Genomic DNA, 18,558 nt, shown 5'->3' on the forward strand with positions numbered 1-18,558 from the left:
CGCCCGCTCGACCTGGGAACGCTGCTGCCGGCGGCCGGATGCTCACCGGGTTGAAGGCGATCTTCCGCAGCTCCGCGTGACTGCCCGAGTCCTTGCGCCACAGCCCGCTGACGATGTCCACCGCCTCCGTGGGCGTCGAGGCGAACTCCAGGCCCGCGTAGACGGGGGCGCACGCGTCCAGGCCCAGGTCCTGCGCGGTCAGCCGCCTGCCGAGGCGGCGCGTGAAGACCTCCGCGATCAGTGCGGGTGTGGTGCCGCGTGGCTGCTGACCGCGCAGCCAGCGGGTCACCGAGGTCTTGTCGTAGCGCAGGTCGAGGCCGTGCTCCAGGCCCAACTGGTCGACGCGCCGGGCGAGTCCGGCGTTGGAGAAGCCTGCCTCGGCGATCAGCGCGGCGAGTTGGCGGTTGGGGATGCGCTGCGGGGAGGACTGGGCAGAGGGTTCCCCAGTTCGTTCCATCGTCATCAGCTTTACGGTCTCCTGCCCTACGGCTTGCGGCCCACGCCGGGCGCCCTGCGGAACGGCGCGAATGTAGCGGCCTCAGATGTGTGGCTCGCCCGGTTTGCCGCGCTTTCATCCGTACGTGTGAGAAGGTGACCGGCTGCCGGGGCCCGGCCCCGCAGCCGTACAGTTGCTCAGAGGTGCGGTGGCGGCGCAGTGCCGGAGCGCGCCTGACAGCGTTCGGCAGAGGGCCGGTACGACGTCGGACCGGTACGACTTTGGAGGAGCCGTGAGCGACCTGCGCTTTGTCCACCTGGGGTTCGGCGCCGACGCTGTCGACTACGAAGAGGCGTGGCAGGAGCAGCGCCGGGTGCACGCGGCCCGGTTCGACGACGAGATCCCCGACACCTGCCTGCTGCTGGAGCACACGCCGGTCTTCACCGCCGGCCGTCGCACCGAGCCTGCCGAGCGCCCCATCGACGGCACCCCCGTGATCGACGTCGACCGTGGCGGGAAGATCACCTGGCACGGTCCGGGCCAGCTCGTCGGCTATCCCATCCTGAAGCTGCCCCGCCCGGTGGATGTGATCGAGCACGTGCGGCGCCTGGAAGAGGCCATGATCCGTGCCTGCGCCGACTTCGGCCTGGAGACGACGAGGATCGAGGGCCGCAGCGGCGCGTGGGTGCTGGGCGACCCCGTGGAGCAGCGCGCGGCGCTGGGCGGTCTCTCCCTCGACTTCGATCCCCGGCTCCACGACGAGGAGTTCGACCCGCGGCTCAACGGTCCCGAGTACGCCCCGTCCAACGCCGGCCAGCGCAGGGAGGACCGCAAGATCGGCGCGATCGGTGTGCGGGTCGCCAAGGGCGTCACCATGCACGGCTTCGCGCTGAACTGCGATCCCGACAACACCTGGTTCGACCGGATCGTGCCCTGCGGGATCCGCGACGCGGGTGTGACCTCGCTCTCGAACGAACTGGGCCGCGCGGTGCCGGTCCTGGACGTACTGCCCGTCATGGAGAAGCGACTTCGCGAGGTGCTGGAGTCGGCAGAGCCGCTGCCCCGCGCGGTCTGACCAGCGCACGCCCCCCGGCCTGTCACTGCGAGGCCACCGGCGGTGGAAAACAGGGGGAGGGGTGGGCGTACCCTGATATTCGCCGAGGAATCGAAAGTACGTAGGGAGCCGGACGTGTCCGCTGTCGCACCCGACGGTCGCAAAATGCTCCGCCTTGAAGTCCGCAACAGCCAGACGCCCATCGAGCGCAAGCCGGAGTGGATCAAGACCCGGGCGAAGATGGGCCCCGAGTACAACGCGCTGCAGGACCTGGTCAAGCGCGAGGGGCTGCACACGGTCTGCCAGGAGGCGGGCTGTCCCAACATCTTCGAATGCTGGGAGGACCGCGAGGCCACCTTCCTCATCGGCGGTGAACAGTGCACCCGTCGCTGCGACTTCTGCCAGATCGACACCGGCAAGCCCGAAGAGCTCGACCGTGACGAACCGCGCCGTGTGGCCGATTCGGTCCAGCAGATGCAGCTGCGGTACGCGACGATCACCGGCGTCGCCCGCGACGACCTCGACGACGGCGGCGCCTGGCTCTACGCCGAGACCGTCCGCCAGATCCACGCGGCGATGCCCGACACCGGCGTCGAACTGCTCATCCCCGACTTCAACGCCGTCCCGGAGCAGCTCGCCGAGGTCTTCTCCTCCCGCCCCGAAGTCCTGGCGCACAACGTCGAGACGGTGCCGCGCATCTTCAAGCGCATCCGCCCCGGCTTCCGTTACGACCGTTCGCTCGAGGTGATCACCCGCGCCCGCGAGGACGGCCTGGTCACCAAGTCCAACCTCATCCTCGGAATGGGCGAGACGCGCGAGGAGGTCAGCGAGGCCCTGCGCGACCTGCACGAGGCCGGGTGCGAACTGATCACGATCACCCAGTACTTGCGCCCCTCCGCTCGGCACCACCCCGTGGAGCGGTGGGTGAAGCCGCAGGAGTTCGTCGAGCTCCAGGAGGAGGCCGAAGAGATCGGCTTCGCCGGAGTCATGTCCGGGCCACTGGTCCGCTCCTCCTACCGTGCGGGCCGTCTCTACAAGCAGGCGATCGAAGCGCGCGACGCCCGCGCTGCGTGAGCCGGGCGGGCAGCGCACGGACGTATCGGGCCGGGGCCGGAACGGTCCCGGCCCGCGTCTGTCATGTGAGCCACCGCACTCCGCCGGGCCGTCACGACGTGACGTTGGCCGCACTCGCTTCCGCAGGCTTTGACCTGCTGGTCATCCGCTGGTAACACCTAACGGTGACGATGGCTGCACACACCGTTCATGCAGTCACGCGAGATGACGGAGGGGACCGCCTTGCAGACCACGCTGCGCGCGCTGGAGAGCTTCGAGAGCCTGCTGCTCGGCAGGGGCCAGCAGACAGCCCGCCGTAATGCCTGGACAGCAGTGCTGGAGGACCGCGCCCGCGCGGTCGCCCGTACCGAGACCCAGCGGGTACTGGAGGCCGCGGCCACTCGCAGGCAGGCCGCCACGTAAACTTCCCCGCATGGCGAGGAAGGAAGACTCCGAGAACCCAGGGCGGCTCAAGCAGATCGCCCTGACGTACAAGATGACCCGGCGTGCCGACCGGAAGATCGGCTGGATCCTGGCCGGCGTGGGGCTTGTCACCTTCGGTGTACTCCTCGCCGTCGGCTTCGCGATCGGGCACCCCGTCTACGCAGGCATTCTGGGCGCGGTCCTGGGTCTGCTGGCGATGGCGATCGTCTTCGGACGCCGGGCAGAGCGGGCGGCCTTCGGGCAGATGGAGGGCCAGCCGGGCGCCGCAGCGGCCGTGCTGGAGAACATCGGCCGCGGCTGGACCGTCACGCCGGCCGTGGCGATGAACCGCAGCCAGGACGTCGTGCACCGGGCGGTCGGCAGGGCGGGCATCGTGCTCGTGGGCGAGGGCAACCCCAACAGGCTGCGCTCGCTGCTCGCCTCCGAGAAGAAGCGCATGGCACGCGTCGTCTCCGACGTCCCCGTGCACGACTTCATCGTGGGCGACGACGACGGACAGGTCCCGTTGAAGAAGCTGCGCACCAAGCTGCTGAAGCTGCCGAGGGTGCTGGCGGGCGGGCAGGTCACGCAGGTCAACGACAGGCTGCGCGCCATGGGCGACCTGATGAGCAACATGCCGATCCCGAAGGGCCCGATGCCCAAGGGCATGCGGATGCCGCGAGGGCAGAGCGGCCGCTGAGCCTTCGGGCACCGTGCGGACGTGGGATCGGTGAACGCGTAGGAACGCGGACGGCCCGGAAGCAGCGCTTCGAGCGATGCCTCCGGGCCGCTGGCTTGTCGTCCGCCCCGCGTGCGCGCCCGCGTTCCCTATAGCCGTGGTGGTACGTCGGCTACGTCGGCTACTCGTCTACGTCCGTACCTGCACTGCGCCCGAGAGCCTGTCGTGCAGTCCGCGGCCGTCACGGTCCCAGACGAGCGCCGGAACGGCCGCGCCGAGCAGCACCGTGCGGATGGCCACGCGCCACAGGACCAGCCTGCCGAGGCCCTCGACGGCCACCACGCGAAGCCCCAGCAGCCTCTTGCCGGGGGTGCTGCCGACTGTGCCGACGGTCAGCAGGCTCATCACGACGAAGACGGCCAGCGCCCAGTTGCCGGTGGCCTGGGGCTCACCGTTCGCGAGCAGTCCGTACGCGATCAGCATGGCGACGGCCCAGTCGATGAAGAGGGCGCCCACGCGCCTCCCGACTGACGCGACGGAACCCGGGCCGTCCTGCGGAAGTCCCAGCCGCTCGCCGCGGTGGCCGAACTCCGCGCCCATGTCCTCAGCCGCGGCACGAGGACCCGAGAGCCACGAGCCGATTGCATCCCTGTTGTTCACGCGACAACGGTAGCGCGCGGCATAAATGACCTTGTCCGCAGGTCACGAGGGTCCGGGTGTTCACTGGTTAACATCGGTGAAACAGTCGGGTCACGCTTGAGAAATCGCCCCTGTTTATCGTCGCCGACAGCGTGCGCCACCGCACTGGCCTGCGTCCCGAGCAAATCCCGTCCCCCTGCGGCGGGACTAGGAGGAGTTGGATGTTCCAGAACGCCGCTGAGGCCAAGAAATACATCGCGGACAACGATGTGAAGTTCATCGACGTCCGCTTCTGTGATCTGCCTGGCATCATGCAGCACTTCACGGTTCCGGCCGAGTCCTTCGACCCGGACGAGAACCTGATGTTCGACGGTTCGTCGATCCGCGGTTTCCAGGCCATTCACGAGTCGGACATGGCGCTCGTAGCCGACCTGAGCACGGCCCGTGTGGACGCGTTCCGCGCCGAGAAGCACCTCAACATCAACTTCTTCATCCACGACCCGATCACCGGTGAGCAGTACAGCCGTGACCCGCGGAACGTGGCGAAGAAGGCCGAGGCCTACCTCGCCTCCTCCGGCATCGCCGACACCGCCTTCTTCGGTCCGGAGGCGGAGTTCTACGTCTTCGACGACGTCCGCTTCGAGACCAAGGCCAACGCCGGTTACTACCACATCGACTCCGAGGCCGGCGCCTGGAACACGGGCACCATCGAGGACGGCGGAAACCGCGGCTACAAGGTCCGCTACAAGGGCGGCTACTTCCCGGCCCCGCCGGTCGACCACTTCGCCGACCTGCGCGCCGAGATCAGCCTGGAGTTGGGCAAGGCCGGCCTCCAGGTCGAGCGCCAGCACCACGAGGTGGGCACCGCCGGACAGGCCGAGATCAACTACAAGTTCAACACGCTGCTCGCGGCCGCCGACGACCTGATGCTCTTCAAGTACATCGTGAAGAACACCGCCTGGCGCAACGGCAAGACCGCGACGTTCATGCCCAAGCCGATCTTCGGTGACAACGGCTCCGGCATGCACGTCCACCAGTCCCTGTGGAACGACGGTTCCCCGCTCTTCTACGACGAGCAGGGTTACGCGGGCCTCTCGGACACCGCCCGCTACTACATCGGCGGCATCCTCAAGCACGCCCCGTCGCTGCTGGCCTTCACCAACCCGACGGTGAACTCCTACCACCGCCTGGTCCCCGGCTTCGAGGCGCCGGTCAACCTGGTCTACTCCCAGCGGAACCGTTCCGCCGCGATGCGCATCCCGATCACGGGCTCCAACCCGAAGGCGAAGCGCGTGGAGTTCCGCGCCCCGGACCCGTCCTCCAACCCGTACCTGGCCTTCTCCGCGCTGCTGATGGCGGGCCTCGACGGCGTCAAGAACAAGATCGAGCCGGCCGAGCCGATCGACAAGGACCTCTACGAGCTCGCGCCCGAGGAGCACGCGGGCGTGCCGCAGGTCCCCACCTCGCTCCCGGCGGTCCTCGAAGCCCTCGAGGCGGACAACGAGTACCTCCAGGCGGGCGGCGTCTTCACGGCCGACCTGATCGACACCTGGATCGAGTACAAGCGCGAGAACGAGATCGCCCCGATGCAACTGCGGCCGCACCCGCACGAGTTCGAGCTGTACTTCGACATCTAAACCGCGGGCCGGTCACCTGGCCTTCGACGGTGCATGACATCGGTGACCTGCGGAAACGCCTTCCGGCGTCTTCCGCAGGTCACCGTCTGTTTCCACCCTCATGTGCACCGGAGGTGCACCGGGCGCCGGATAGCTGCTGTTGATCGCAGCGAGCCTTGAGCCGGTCGGCCGTTCCCCAGGCTCGAAGCGAAGTCGAGCGTGACCGGAGGCCTCGACTGGTTACGGGCTCACTGTGTGGGTGTCGGTGCCCGTGGAGGGGGCGAATTGAGCATTTCCGTTGTAGGTGGCGCTGATGGCATGCGTACCGACGGACATTCCCTGGTTCGTGACCACGGCCACTCCGTTCACCAGTGGCGCGGTGAAGGTGCCTCCGCCGCTGCCTCCGATGACGAACGTGACCGTCCCGGCAGGCGTCCCTGGCGCGGGAGGCGTCGCCGCCACAGTCGCCGTGAAGGTGACGACCCTGCCCGGCCGTGAGGGATCGGGCGACGAGACGACCGTCGTGGTGGTCGCCCCCGAGGCGACCGTGTGGGCGTCGGCTCCGTTCGATGTGGCGAACTCCGGACTTCCGCCGTAGTTCGCGCTGACCGTGTGCGTACCGGGCGTCAGGTTGCTGCGGGTGACAGTGGCCACGCCGCCGACCAGGGGTGCGGTGACGGGGGTGGTGCCGTCGAAGAGGAATGTGACCGTGCCTGCCGGGGTGCCGGCCGCGGGCAGGTTCGAAGTGACGGTGGCGGTGAACGTGACCGCCTGGCCGAAGGCGGAGGGGTCGGGGACACCGGAGACCGTGGTGGTGGTCGCGACGCGGTTCACGGTCTGGGTGTCGGTGCCGGTGGACGGGTTGAAGTCGGCGTCGCCGCTGTAGGTCGCGGTGACGTTGTGGACGCCCACCGGGAGGGTTCCGGTGGTGACCGAGGTTGTTCCGGAGCCGTCGAGGGTTCCCGTCAGTGCGGGGCCGCCGCCGATGGTGAAGGTGACGGTTCCGGACGGCGTGCCCGCGCCCGGTGCCGTGGCGGTCACCTGGGCTGTGAGGGTGACGGGTTCCCCGAAGGATGAAGGGTCGGGTGTGCTGAGAACGGTCGTGGTCGTGGTCGCCTTGATGGCGGTGTGGGTGTCGGTGCCGGTCGAGGGCCCGTAGTCGGTGTCGCCGTTGTAGGTCGCAGTCACCGAAAGGCTGCCGGAGGGCAGGGAGTTGAAGGTGACCTGTGCGGTGCCGTCCAAGGCCACCGGCACGGTGGAGGTACCTCCACCGCTCACGGCGAAAGTGACCGTCCCCGTGGGAACTCCGGTCGCGGGAGACACCGGAGAGACCAGCGCTGTGAACGCGACCGGCTGCCCGAACACGCTTGGGTCGGGGCTTGAGATGACAGTGGTGCTCGTGTCGGCCGGATCGACGGTGTGCGTGTCGGTGCCGGTGGAAGTGGTGAAGCTGAGATCGCCGGTCGCGTTGTAGGTGGCTTCGACGGTGTGGCTTCCCGCAGCGAGTGTGTTGGTGCTGACGGTTGCCGTGCCGGAACTGTTCAGCGCCCCGGTGAGAGTGGTGCCGTCGATGGTGAAGGTGACGGTGCCGGACGGCGTCCCCGCGCCCGGCGCCACCGGTGCGACCGTGGCGGTGAAGGTCGCCGACTGCCCGAAGACGGTCGGGTCAGGCGTGGAGTTGACGACGGTGGTCGTGGCCGCCGGGTTGACCGTGTGGTTGTCCGAGCCCGACGAGGGGTCGTAGTCGGCGTCGCCGCTGTAGGTCCCGGTGATGGAATGAGAACCCGACGCCAAGGCAGCGATGACCAGTTGAGCGGTTCCGCCGGCGTCCAGGTTCTCGGTGAACGTGCCGCCTCCCGACCCGGAGATCACGAATGTCACGGTGCCGGTTGGTGTGGGCCCGGGGCTTCCAGGCGTGACGGTGGCGGTGACTGTGACGGGCTCGCCGAAGACCGACGGATCCGGAGACGAGGTGACGGTGGTGGAGTTGGACGGCTCCACCTCCACGGTGTGGGTGTGTGAGCCGGTCGACGGACCGAAGTCGGCGTCACCGCTGTAGGTCCCGGTCACGGAATGAGCACCCAACCCGAGCGCACTGGTGACCAGTTGAGCAGTCCCGTTGGCGTCCAGGTTCTCGGTGAACGTGCCACCTCCCGACCCGGAGATCACGAACGTCACCGTGCCCGAAGGCGTTCCCGCACCCGGAGCGAGCGCGAAGACGGTGGCGCTGATGGTCACCGACTGTCCTACGGCGGACGGATTCGGCGTTCCGGAGACCACAGTCGTCGTCGATGCCCGATTGACGGTGTGGGTGTCGGTCCCGGAGGAACCCACGAATTCCCCGTCGCCGCTGTACGTCGCTGTGAGCGAATAGCTGTCTGCAGGAAGGGAATCGAGGATCAGCCGGGCAGTGCCGTCCTGGGACACCGGCACACTCGTGGTCCCTCCGCCACCGCTGAGAACGAACGTGACCGTACCGGTCGGCGTCCCGGCACCCGGCGCGACGGGCGCCACATGAGCCGTGAACGTGACCGGCTGTCCGAAGACTGTCGGGTCGGGGCTCGAGATGACAGTGGTGGTCGTCCCGGCCGGATTGACGGTGTGCGTGTCTCCACCCGTCGATGAGCTGAAGTTCGGATCTCCGGCGGCGTCGTAGCTGGCTTCGACGGTGTGACTTCCGGCGGTGAGTGTGTTGGTGCTGACCGTGGCGGTGCCGGAGCTGTCGAGCGTCCCGGTGAGGGTGGTGGTGCCGTCGACGGTGAAGGTCACGCTGCCGGACGGCGTACCGGCTCCAGGAGCGACGGAAGAGACCACGGCGAGGAAGGTGACGGTTTGGCCCACGACGGTGGGTTCAGGGGAGGAGTTGACTGTGATGGTCGTGGCCGCCGGGTCGACGGTATGAGAGTCCGCGCCCGACGACGCAGCGAAGTCCGCATCCCCGCTGTAGGTCGCGACCACGCTGTACGTCCCCGCACTCAACCCGGCAGAGACGAAACTCGCCTCACCACTCACGTCAAGGGGAACAGTGACCACACCACCCGCACTGTCAGCGAACGTCACACTCCCCGAAGGCACACCCGCACCCGGCGCCACAGCCCCCACCGAAGCAGTGAAAACAACCTCCTGCCCGAACACCGACGGATCCGGCGCCGACACCAACGACGTCGATGTCCCAGCCCGATTGACCGTGTGGGTGTCGATACCCGTGGAGGCGAGGAAGTTGGGGTCGCCGCTGTAGGCGGCGGTGAGGGCATAAGCTCCGGCCGGGAACGCCGGGAGGATGCCGGTGGCGACACCACCTGCGTCCAACGCCACGGTGACACTCTCACCGGTACCGCCACTCACGGTCACGGTTCCGCTCGGCGTCCCCGCACCTGGCGCCACCGCCGCGACCGTGACCGTGAACGTCGCCTCCTGCCCGAACGCCGACGGATCCGGCGCCGACACCAACGACGTCGATGTCCCAGCCCGGTCAACCGTGTGCGTATCCGACCCCGACGACGAAGCGAAGTCCGCATCCCCGCCATACGTACCGATCACCGTATACACACCGGCCGGAAGCGAACTGACGTCAACCACGGCGATACCCGAAGCATCCAGAGTCGCCGTCAACGTCGGACCACCATCGAACGCGAAAGTGACTGTGCCCGTCGGCGAACCCGCACCGGGTGCCACCGCAGAACTCACCGCAGCGAACACCACCGACTGCCCGAACACCGACGGATCCGGACTCGAAACCACAGTCGTCGACGTAGCCGCCATATCCACCGTCTGAGAATCACCACCACTCGACGAACCGAAATTCGCATCCCCGCCATAAGCCGCAGTCACCGACAGGCTGCCGGCGGGCAGGGAGTTGAAGGTGACCTGTGCTGTCCCGTCCGGAGCCACCGGCACGGTGGAGGTGTCTCCGCTGCTGACGGTGAAGGTGATCGTCCCTGTGGGAACTCCGGCCGCGGGTGACACCGGAGAGACCAGTGCCGTGAAGGTGACCGGCTGCCCGAACACGCTCGGGTCGGGCGACGAGGTGACCGAAGTCGTCGTGAGCGCCGGCTCCACCGTGTGGGTGTCGGTGCCGGTCGAAGCGGTGAAGTTCGGGTCGCCGGCGGCCTCGTAGCTGGCGGTGACCGTATGTGAGCCAGATTCCAGGGAGGCGGTGCTGACCGCGGCCACGCCATCGGCGAGGGTTCCCGTGAGAGTGATGGTGCCGTCGACGGTGAAGGTGACGGTGCCGGACGGCGTCCCTGCGCCCGGCGCCACCGGCGCGACCGTAGCCGTGAAGGTCGCCGACTGCCCGAAGACGGTCGGGTCAGGTGTGGAGTTGACGACGGTGGTCGTGGCCGCCGCGTTGACGCTGTGGGTGTCAGAACCCGACGAAGAGTCGTAGTCGGCATCACCGCTGTAGGTCGCGGTGACCGAATGGGTGGCGACGCCCAGGCTGTCGAGCATGAGGGTGGCGGTTCCAGCACTGTCGAGGCCTTGGGTGAACGTGCCGCCGCCCGACCCGGAGATCACGAATGTCACCGTGCCCGTCGGTACAGGCCCGGGCTGACTCGGCGTGACGGTGGCGGTGATGGTGACGGGCTGGCCGAAGACCGACGGATCCGGAGACGAGGTGACGGTGGTGGTGTTGGACGGCTCGACCTCCACGGTGTGGGTGTCGGTCGCCGAGGACGCGACGAAATTCCCGTCACCGTTGTAGGTCGCGGTGATGGAATGAGATCCCAACCCGAGCGCATTGGTGACCAGTTGGGCGGTCCCGTTGACGTCCAGGTTCTCGGTGAAGGTCCCTCCTCCGGTGCCGGAGATCACGAACGTCACCGTGCCCGAAGGCGTTCCCGCACCCGGGGTGACCGCGAAGACCGTCGCACTGACGGTTACCGACTGCCCGACCGCTGAGGGATCCGGCGAGGACGTCACCGTCGTCGCCGTCGCAGCCCGATCCACCGTGTGGCTGTCAGTGCCCGACGACCCCACGAAGACCCCGTCACCGCTGTAGGTCGCGGTGACCGAATAGCTGCCCGCAGGAAGGGAATCGAGGATCAGTTGGGCCGTGCCGTCCTGCGACACCGGCACACTCGTGGTCCCTCCTCCACCGCTGAGAGCGAACGTGACGGTCCCCGTCGGCGCCCCCGCACCCGGCGCCACCGGCGCGACCGTAGCCGTGAACGTCACCGGCCGTCCGAACACGCTCGGATCGGGCGACGAAGTGACCGAAGTCGTCGTGAGGGCCTGCTCAACCGTGTGCGTGTCACTGCCCGTCGACGAGGTGAAGTTCGGATCGCCGGCGTATACGGCCTCGACGGTGTGGCTGCCCACGGGGAGTGCGTTCGTGCTGACGGTCGCGGTGCCGGAGCTGTCGAGCGTTCCGGTGAGGGTGGTGGTGCCGTCGACGGTGAAGGTCACGCTGCCGGACGGCGCCCCCGCGCCCGGCGCCACCGGCGCCACCGTAGCCGTGAAAACGGCGGGCTCTCCGAACACGGTCGGATCAGGGGACGAGTTGACGGTCGTGGTCGTGTCGGCCGGGTTGATGACGTGGGTGTCCGAACCCGAAGACGGCACGAAGTTCGTGTCCCCGTTGTAGGACGCGGTGAGCGAGTAGGTACCGGGAGGCGCAGCGGGGACGACATAGGTCGCGGTTCCCTCGGAGTCCAGCAGGAGGACGACCGATCCGCCGCCGCTCTCCGACACGGACACGCTTCCGGTGGGGATTCCTGCTCCCGGCGCCACCGGGGCGACTGTGACGGTGAGCGTGATTTCTTCGCCGTATACGGACGGGTCGGGTGAGGATGTCAGCGTGGTCGAGGTGGCGGCGCGATTGACCGTGTGGGTGTCGATGCCCGTGGAGGCGAGGAAGTTGGGGTCGCCGCTGTAGGCGGCGGTGAGGGCGTAGGACCCGGCCGGGAACGCCGGGAGGACGCCGGTGGCGACACCACCTGCGTCCAACGCCACGGTGACACTCTCACCGGTACCGCCGCTGACGGTCACGGTTCCGCTCGGCGTCCCCGCACCTGGCGCCACCGCCGTCACTGTGACTGTGAAGGTCGCCTCCTGCCCGAACACTGACGGGTCCGGTGCGGACGTCAAGGACGTCGAGGTCCCAGCCCGGTCAACCGTGTGCGTGTCCGCGCCCGACGACGCAGCGAAGTTCGCATCTCCGCTGTAGGTACCGATCACCGTGTGCTGACCGGCCGGAAGCGAACCGATGTCAACCACGGCAATGCCTGAGGCATCCAGTGTCGCCGTCAACGTCGGGCCACCGTCGAAGGTGAAAGTGACTGTGCCCGTCGGCGTACCCGCACCGGGTGCCACCGCGGAAGTCACCGCAGCGAATACCACGGACTGACCGAACACCGACGGATCCGGACTCGAGAACACCGTTGTCGACGTAGCCGCCTGATTGACCGTCTGAGTATCACCACCACTCGACGAACCGAAATTCGCATCCCCGCCATACGCGGCAGTCACCGAATACGACCCGGCAGCAAGCGAGTTGAGGGTCAATACCGCTACCCCGTCGCTGTCGGCCGGAACGGTGACGACGCCCCCTCCGTCGATCACGAAGGTGACCGCGCCGGTGGGCGTGGCCGGGCCTGGGGTGTCGGACGCCACCGTCGCGGTGAATGTCACCGCCTGTCCGTAGACCGATGGGTCAGGAGCGGAGCTGAGGCTCGTGGTCGTCCCCGCGGGGAGCACCGTGTGGGTGTCGGTGCCGGTGGAAGTGGTGAAGTTCGGGTCGCCGGTCGCGTTGTAGGTGGCTTCGACGGTGTGGCTTCCCGCAGCGAGTGTGTTGGTGCTGACGGTTGCCGTGCCGGAACTGTTCAGCGCCCCGGTGAGAGTGGTGGTGCCGTCGATGGTGAAGGTGACGGTGCCGGATGGCGTCCCTGCGCCCGGTGCCACTGGTGCGACCGTGGCGGTGAAGCTTGCCGACTGCCCGAAGACGGTCGGGTCAGGTGTGGAGTTGACGACGGTGGTCGTGGCCGCCGAGTTCACGCTGTGAGTGTCAGAACCCGACGAGGGGTCGTAGTCGGCGTCACCGCCGTAGGTCGCGGTGATGGAATGAGATCCCAACCCGAGCGCATTGGTGACCAGTTGGGCGGTCCCGTTGGCGTCCAGGTTCTCGGTGAAGGTGCCTCCCCCGGTACCGGAGATCACGAATGTCACGGTGCCCGTCGGTACAGGCCCGGGCTGACTCGGCGTGACGGTGGCGGTGATGGTGACGGGCTGGCCGAAGACCGAGGGATCCGGAGACGAGGTGACGGTGGTGGTGTTGGACGGCTCGACCTCCACGGTGTGGGTGTCGGTCGCCGAGGACGCGACGAAATTCCCGTCACCGTTGTACGTCGCGGTGATGGAATGAGACCCCAGCCCCAGAACGCTCGTCACCAGACGAGCGGTCCCGTTCACATCCAGACTCTCGGTGAAGGTCCCTCCTCCGGCGCCGGAGATCACGAACGTCACCGTGCCCGATGGGGTCCCTGCACCCGGAGCGAGCGCGAAGACGGTGGCGCTGATGGTCACCGACTGTCCTACGGCGGACGGATCCGGCGTTCCGGAGACCACAGTCGCCGTCGCAGCCCGATCCACCGTGTGGCTGTCAGTGCCCGACGACCCCACGAAGACCCCGTCACCGCTGTAGGTCGCGGTGACCGAATAGCTGCCCGCAGGAAGGGAGTCGAAGGTGGCCTGCGCCGTGCCGTCCTGGGCCACCGGCACGCTCCTGGTCCCTCCTCCACCGCTGAGAGCGAACGTGACCGTCCCGGTCGGCGTCCCGGCACCCGGCGCGACGGGCGCCACATGAGCCGTGAAGGTGACCGGCTGTCCGAAGACTGTCGGGTCGGGGTTAGAGATGACTGTGGTGGTCGTCCCGGCTGGATTGACGGTGTGCGTGTCTCCACCCGTCGATGAGGTGAAGTTCGGGTCCCCGGCGGCGCTGTAGGAGGCGGTGACCGTATGCAGGCCCGGCGTCAGGGAGGCGGTGCTGACGGTTGCCGTGCCGGAACTGTTCAGCGCTCCGGTGAGAGTGGTGGTGCCGTCGATGGTGAAGGTGACGGTGCCGGACGGCGTCCCCGCACCCGGCGCCACCGGCGCCACAGTAGCCGTGAAAACGGCGGGCTCTCCGAACACGGTCGGTTCAGGGGACGAGTTGACTGTGATGGTCGTGGCCGCCGGGTCGACGGTATGAGGGTCCGCGCCCGACGACGCAGCGAAGTCCGCATCCCCGCTGTAGGTCGCGACGACGCTGTATGTCCCCGCATTCAGCCCTGCGGAGACGAAATTCGCCACACCGCTCCCGTCAAGGGGAACAGTGACCACACCACCCGCAGTGTCAGCGAACGTCACACTCCCCGAAGGCACACCCGCACCTGGCGCCACAGCCCCCACCGAAGCAGTGAAAACAACCTCCTGCCCGAACACCGACGGGTCGGGTGAGGATGTCAGCGTGGTCGAGGTGGCGGCGCGATTGACCGTGTGGGTGTCGATGCCCGTGGAGGAGAGGAAGTTGGCGTCGCCGCTGTAGGCGGCGGTGATCGAGAGGCTCCCCGTCGGCAGCGCGCTGTCGGTAACGGTGGCGACGCCACTCGAGTCGAGTGCCGCAGTGAAGGTCTCGCCTCCGAGATCGAATGTCACCGTGCCCGTGGGAACTCCCGTTGCAGGAGCCACCGGAGAGACCACCGCGGTGACGGTGACCGACTGCCCGAAGGCGGAGGGGTCGGGCGCGGAGTTGACGGTCGTGGTCGTCGAGGCACCGGTGACGGTGTGGGTGTCCGTTCCGCTGGAGGGCGCGAAGCCCGCATCCCCCTGATAGGCGGCAGTGACCGTGTGCGATCCGGCGGCGAGTGCGCTGGTGATGACGGTGGCCTGCCCGCCCACGAGTGCGCCGGTGAGCGTCGGGCCGCCGTCGACGGTGAAGACGACGTTGCCGGTGGGGATGCCGGCTCCCGGTGGTACGGCGGTGACGGTGGCGATGAAGGCGACCCCCTGACCCGGCACCGAGGGGTCGGGGGAGGAGGTGACCGTCGTGTCGGTCTCGGACCGGTTGACGGTGTGGGTGTCGGTGCCGTCGGAGGGGGCGTATTCGGCGTCGCCCTGATAGGCGCCGGTGACGGTGAGGCCTCCGGCAGGGAGCGTGTCGAGAGTGAGCGCGGCAGTGCCGTCGCCCGCCAACTGCACGGTGAAGGTTCCTGTGCCCTCGACCGTGAACACGACGTCTCCTGTCGGAATTCCCGCTCCCGGCGGTACGGCCACGACGGTTGCGGTGAACGTGACGTCCTGGCCGAAGACCGAGGGGTCCGGGGAACTGACGACGGAGGTACTTGTGGCCGCCCGGTCGACGGTGTGCGCGTCGCTGCCGGTGGAGCCCGCGAAGCCGGCGTCCCCGCCGTACGACGCGGTGACGTTGTGGGTGCCGGGGCCGAGCGCGCCGATGGTGACGCCCGCGATGCCGGACGCGTTGAGCGGCGCGGTGTATGTGCCGCCGCCCGAGCCGGAGACGGTGAAGGTGACCGTGCCGGTAGGAGTGCCCGTACCAGGCGGGACCGGCGCCACAGTGGCGCTCAGCGTGACCGGCTGACCGAACACGGACGGGTCGGGCGAAGAGGTGACGGTGGTGGTCGTCGGCTTCCGGACCGGCGTCACGTTCTGGGTGCCGTTGCCGGTGGAAGGCAGGAAACTGGTGCTGCCGGTGTAGATCGCGATCACCGGCTGCGGTCCGGTCGGGAGAGCCGGCACGGTGACAGTGGCGACTCCGTTCGCGTCGAGCTGCGCGAATTGGGCCGGAAGCGCGTCGATGACGAACGTGACCGTGCCGGAAGGTGTTCCGGCGCCGGGGGCCACCGCGGTGACCGTGGCGGTGAAGGTGACCGGCGTCCCCTGCGGAGACGGATTGGGTGACGACGAGACATGTGTGCTCGTGGCGGCTCTGAGGACCCCGTAGACGAACGAACCGGTGGAACGCGTGAACTGGGCGGAGCCGTTGTACGTGGCGGTCACGATGTGCGCACCCGTACTGAGCCCGCTCGTGGTCACGGTTGCCTTTCCGTTCGCGTTGAGAGGCACGGTGTAAGTGCCGCCGCCGGGGCCGGAGATGACGAAGGTGACAGTTCCGGTGGGGGTGCCCATGCCGGGGAGGAGCGAGGTGACGGTGGCGGTGATCAAGGCCGGTTGGCCGAAGACCGACGAGGCGGGTGAGGCGGTCACTTGGGTGAGCGTGGGTGATGCCACGGTGGCGCCCTTTCGTAGTCCGGACCGCCCCTGATCGCCCCGCAGCGCCGTGCGCGCCTTCCGTACACCGAGCGGTGCCCGATGCCCCGTGGTCCGTCTCAACTCCGCGGCTGTGTCCGGGAGTCGGCAGCGGGTGACGAGAGAAGAGCCGTCCTTTCACTCGCCCGCCGTTGGACCGGGATACGAATTGACCAGTGGTCCGCTACCACCGATGGACCCACGATTCAGGTCACCACTCCAGATCGGGGTTCGCAATTCCCTCCAATGGCGCAGCGCGTGACATCTTCAAGGGAGCGAAGTCGCCGCTGAAAGCGCCACTTATGCATTTCACGCCTGGGCATCTCACTTCTCGAAGCGATTGCCGTCCGAAGTCGACGGGGTCGCGGTCGAGGACGATTCCGCTTGGCCTGCTCGAAGTGCGAACGGGCAGCGAGAGGGCACCCATGTGGGTCGGCACGGTCCGCGTCAGGCTGTCCGGCTCAGCGGAACTCCGCAGCGGGGGTGAGGGGACATCGTCGACCTTCGGCTCCCGACCGCCGGGTAGGGCCGGCCCATCCGCTGATGCCTGCGACAGGCGCAGCGTGCCGTCGTGGCGGCTGCGGGTGCCCGGCTGGCCATCGCCGAACGGGTCGAGGAGGTCCGGGCACGCCGTCGAGGTGTCGTTCGGAGGGCAAGCCGCACGCGTTGAGCTGGCTCGAAGAGGAACGGCGCGTCCTGTTCGGCTGTGTGTATGGCGCACGTGCGCGGTTTGCACGCCCGAGGCGTGGTCCATGTGCGAGCCGCTGTGGACGCATTTCATGGACCACAGGTATTACGCGGACGTCATCGATGCGTTCGGAATCGCCTGGCCGCCGCATTGCAGTGCGAGGAGCGTCGAGCTACGTGGTCTTCGGTTCGGCGCCGGCGGTTGCACCACGGAATGCCCCGCCGACGGCCCGCCGCGTACGTGCCTGGCTGTTCGGCGTGAGACGCGGGTACGTCCTCAGCGTGAAGCCGGGCCCCCGTGCCACCAAGCCCCTTCGCGCCGCATCATGATCACCTGGATCGGATCAACTCTCGCACCCGGCCCTAGCGGTGGCCTCCGCCGCCACCGCCTTGGTGACCGCCGCCACCGCCGCCACCCTGGCCTCCGCCGCCTTGGTGACCTCCGCCTCCGCCTCCGCCTTGGTGGCCGCCGCCGCCACCCTGGTGGCCTCCGCCGTGGCTACCGCCGTCACCCTGGTGACCACCGCCGTGGTGGCCGCGGCCGCCACCGTCGAGCAGGTCACCGACTTTGCCAAGCAGCCTGTCCAATCCGTGGCCCTTGTTCGACGAGTTGTCTCCGCCGTCGTCGGGTGGGGCGCCTCCGTCGTCGGGCGGGGTTCCTCCACCGTTCGGTGGGGCGCCTCCGTCATCGCTGGGTGGGGTTCCTCCGCCGTTCGGCGGGGCGTCTCCGTCGTCGTCGGGTGGGGTTTCTCCGCCGTCGTTCGGCGGGATGCCTCCGCCGTCGTTCGACGGGGGCGGAGGTGAGGGGTCATCGTCGTGCTGCTCGGGGGGAGGCATCTCAGGGTGCAACTCACCGTCATCGTCACTGACTTGGTCCGACGAGTCAGGCGGCGAGGAATCGTCGGCGTTCCCAGCGGGTGGGCGTTCGTCGGTCGCATCACCCGGGTCGGTGCTGCCCAGGCCGGGCGGAAGCACGAGGGACGGCGTGCCGCTGCTCTCGTCCTTCGTTTCACCGGTCTGCACGCCGAATGCCACTGTCCCGAAGGCCGCGGCCGCTGCGATGGCCATGAGAAAGGTCTTGCCGCGTCGGGCCGGACGCGAGCCGCCTGTGCCGTCCGAGGCAGGTGCCGACGATGCGGCGGGCTCGGACGGGAGGGGACTCCAACTGTATTGGAACGTCTCGAAGGCCCGATCCACTTCTGCCGCGGCGATGAGTACGCACGGACAGGGTGATGTGCCGTCGATCCGGACAAGTACCCCGCATGTTGGGCACGTTAGCGCTGCCACCCTCGGCCTCCTCAACGGATCCGCTGTGTCGCGTTCCCCCGCGGCACCGTTCGTGCGCCGACCACGGTGCACAGTCCGCAGGCCGGTTCGACGTTAGAGGAAATTCACTGGAAGGACCGATAGTGCTCTGCTTATGAGCAGACTCGGTTCGGATGAACCGTGCCGCACCCGACAACACGGCCGAATCCCACGGCGGCAGTGACCTGCCTCGCACGAGACGTCGGCACATGAATTGGGCCCGTCGATCACCGAGTTGCGTGCGTCGGCCGTGAACCGCTCTGTCCCCCAGGCCCGGGCGCACGGATCGTGGTGCTCGGCCCTGGTCTCGTCCTCGCCGACGAGGGGGGAGAGGACCGCGCAGTTGGCCTCGCCGTCTGCGCACCGCCGGAGTTGTGGAACCGGTCACCGAAGTACGCACGCTCGCCCAGGCGTTCAGCCGACC

General features: G+C 68.3%; 8 protein-coding genes and 1 pseudogene. 5 read left to right on the forward strand and 4 right to left on the reverse strand.

Annotation, left to right across the window (positions count from 1 at the left end):
• A pseudogene (locus H5J26_RS05655) lies at nt 1-463 on the reverse strand (regulator); the annotation flags it as partial.
• Between the two features lie 265 nt (nt 464-728).
• Between H5J26_RS05655 and lipB the strand changes: the two are divergent.
• From lipB to H5J26_RS05675, 4 genes are all read left to right on the forward strand, one after another.
• Nucleotides 729-1,511: a lipoyl(octanoyl) transferase LipB gene (gene lipB, locus H5J26_RS05660; protein ID WP_181764585.1), complete on the forward strand. Its 783-nt coding sequence runs from the start codon at nt 729-731 to the stop codon at nt 1,509-1,511.
• A 114-nt stretch (nt 1,512-1,625) separates the two neighbouring features.
• Nucleotides 1,626-2,564, forward strand: coding sequence for a lipoyl synthase (lipA, locus tag H5J26_RS05665; RefSeq protein ID WP_181764586.1), 939 nt, complete (start codon nt 1,626-1,628; stop codon nt 2,562-2,564).
• A gap of 189 nt (nt 2,565-2,753) precedes the next feature.
• Nucleotides 2,754-2,966 carry a hypothetical protein gene (locus tag H5J26_RS05670; RefSeq protein ID WP_181764587.1) on the forward strand — a complete coding sequence of 71 codons (213 nt, stop codon included), beginning with the start codon at nt 2,754-2,756 and terminating at the stop codon, nt 2,964-2,966.
• A 10-nt stretch (nt 2,967-2,976) separates the two neighbouring features.
• Nucleotides 2,977-3,666 carry a DUF4191 domain-containing protein gene (locus tag H5J26_RS05675; protein WP_181764588.1) on the forward strand — a complete coding sequence of 230 codons (690 nt, stop codon included), beginning with the start codon at nt 2,977-2,979 and terminating at the stop codon, nt 3,664-3,666.
• Between the two features lie 168 nt (nt 3,667-3,834).
• Here H5J26_RS05675 and H5J26_RS05680 read toward each other — a convergent pair whose 3' ends face one another.
• A complete protein-coding gene (locus tag H5J26_RS05680) occupies nt 3,835-4,305 on the reverse strand; it encodes an RDD family protein (protein WP_181764589.1) in 471 nt (156 codons plus the stop codon).
• 200 nt (nt 4,306-4,505) lie between these two features.
• Between H5J26_RS05680 and glnA the strand changes: the two genes are divergently transcribed.
• A complete protein-coding gene (glnA, locus tag H5J26_RS05685; RefSeq protein ID WP_181764590.1) occupies nt 4,506-5,921 on the forward strand; it encodes a type I glutamate--ammonia ligase in 1,416 nt (471 codons plus the stop codon).
• Nucleotides 5,922-6,140: 219 nt separating this feature from the next.
• Here the strand turns inward: glnA and H5J26_RS31290 are convergent, their stop codons facing one another.
• Both H5J26_RS31290 and H5J26_RS05695 read right to left on the reverse strand, forming a co-directional pair.
• Complete coding sequence (locus tag H5J26_RS31290; RefSeq protein WP_181764591.1) at nt 6,141-16,100, reverse strand: Ig-like domain-containing protein; 9,960 nt, start codon at nt 16,098-16,100, stop codon at nt 6,141-6,143.
• A gap of 1,073 nt (nt 16,101-17,173) precedes the next feature.
• A complete protein-coding gene (locus H5J26_RS05695) occupies nt 17,174-17,404 on the reverse strand; it encodes a hypothetical protein (protein ID WP_181764592.1) in 231 nt (76 codons plus the stop codon).
• Nucleotides 17,405-18,558: the final 1,154 nt, after the last annotated feature.

The organism is Streptomyces albidus (ex Kaewkla and Franco 2022), from assembly GCF_013870515.1.
In the GTDB taxonomy this organism is placed as follows: domain Bacteria; phylum Actinomycetota; class Actinomycetes; order Streptomycetales; family Streptomycetaceae; genus Streptomyces; species Streptomyces albidus.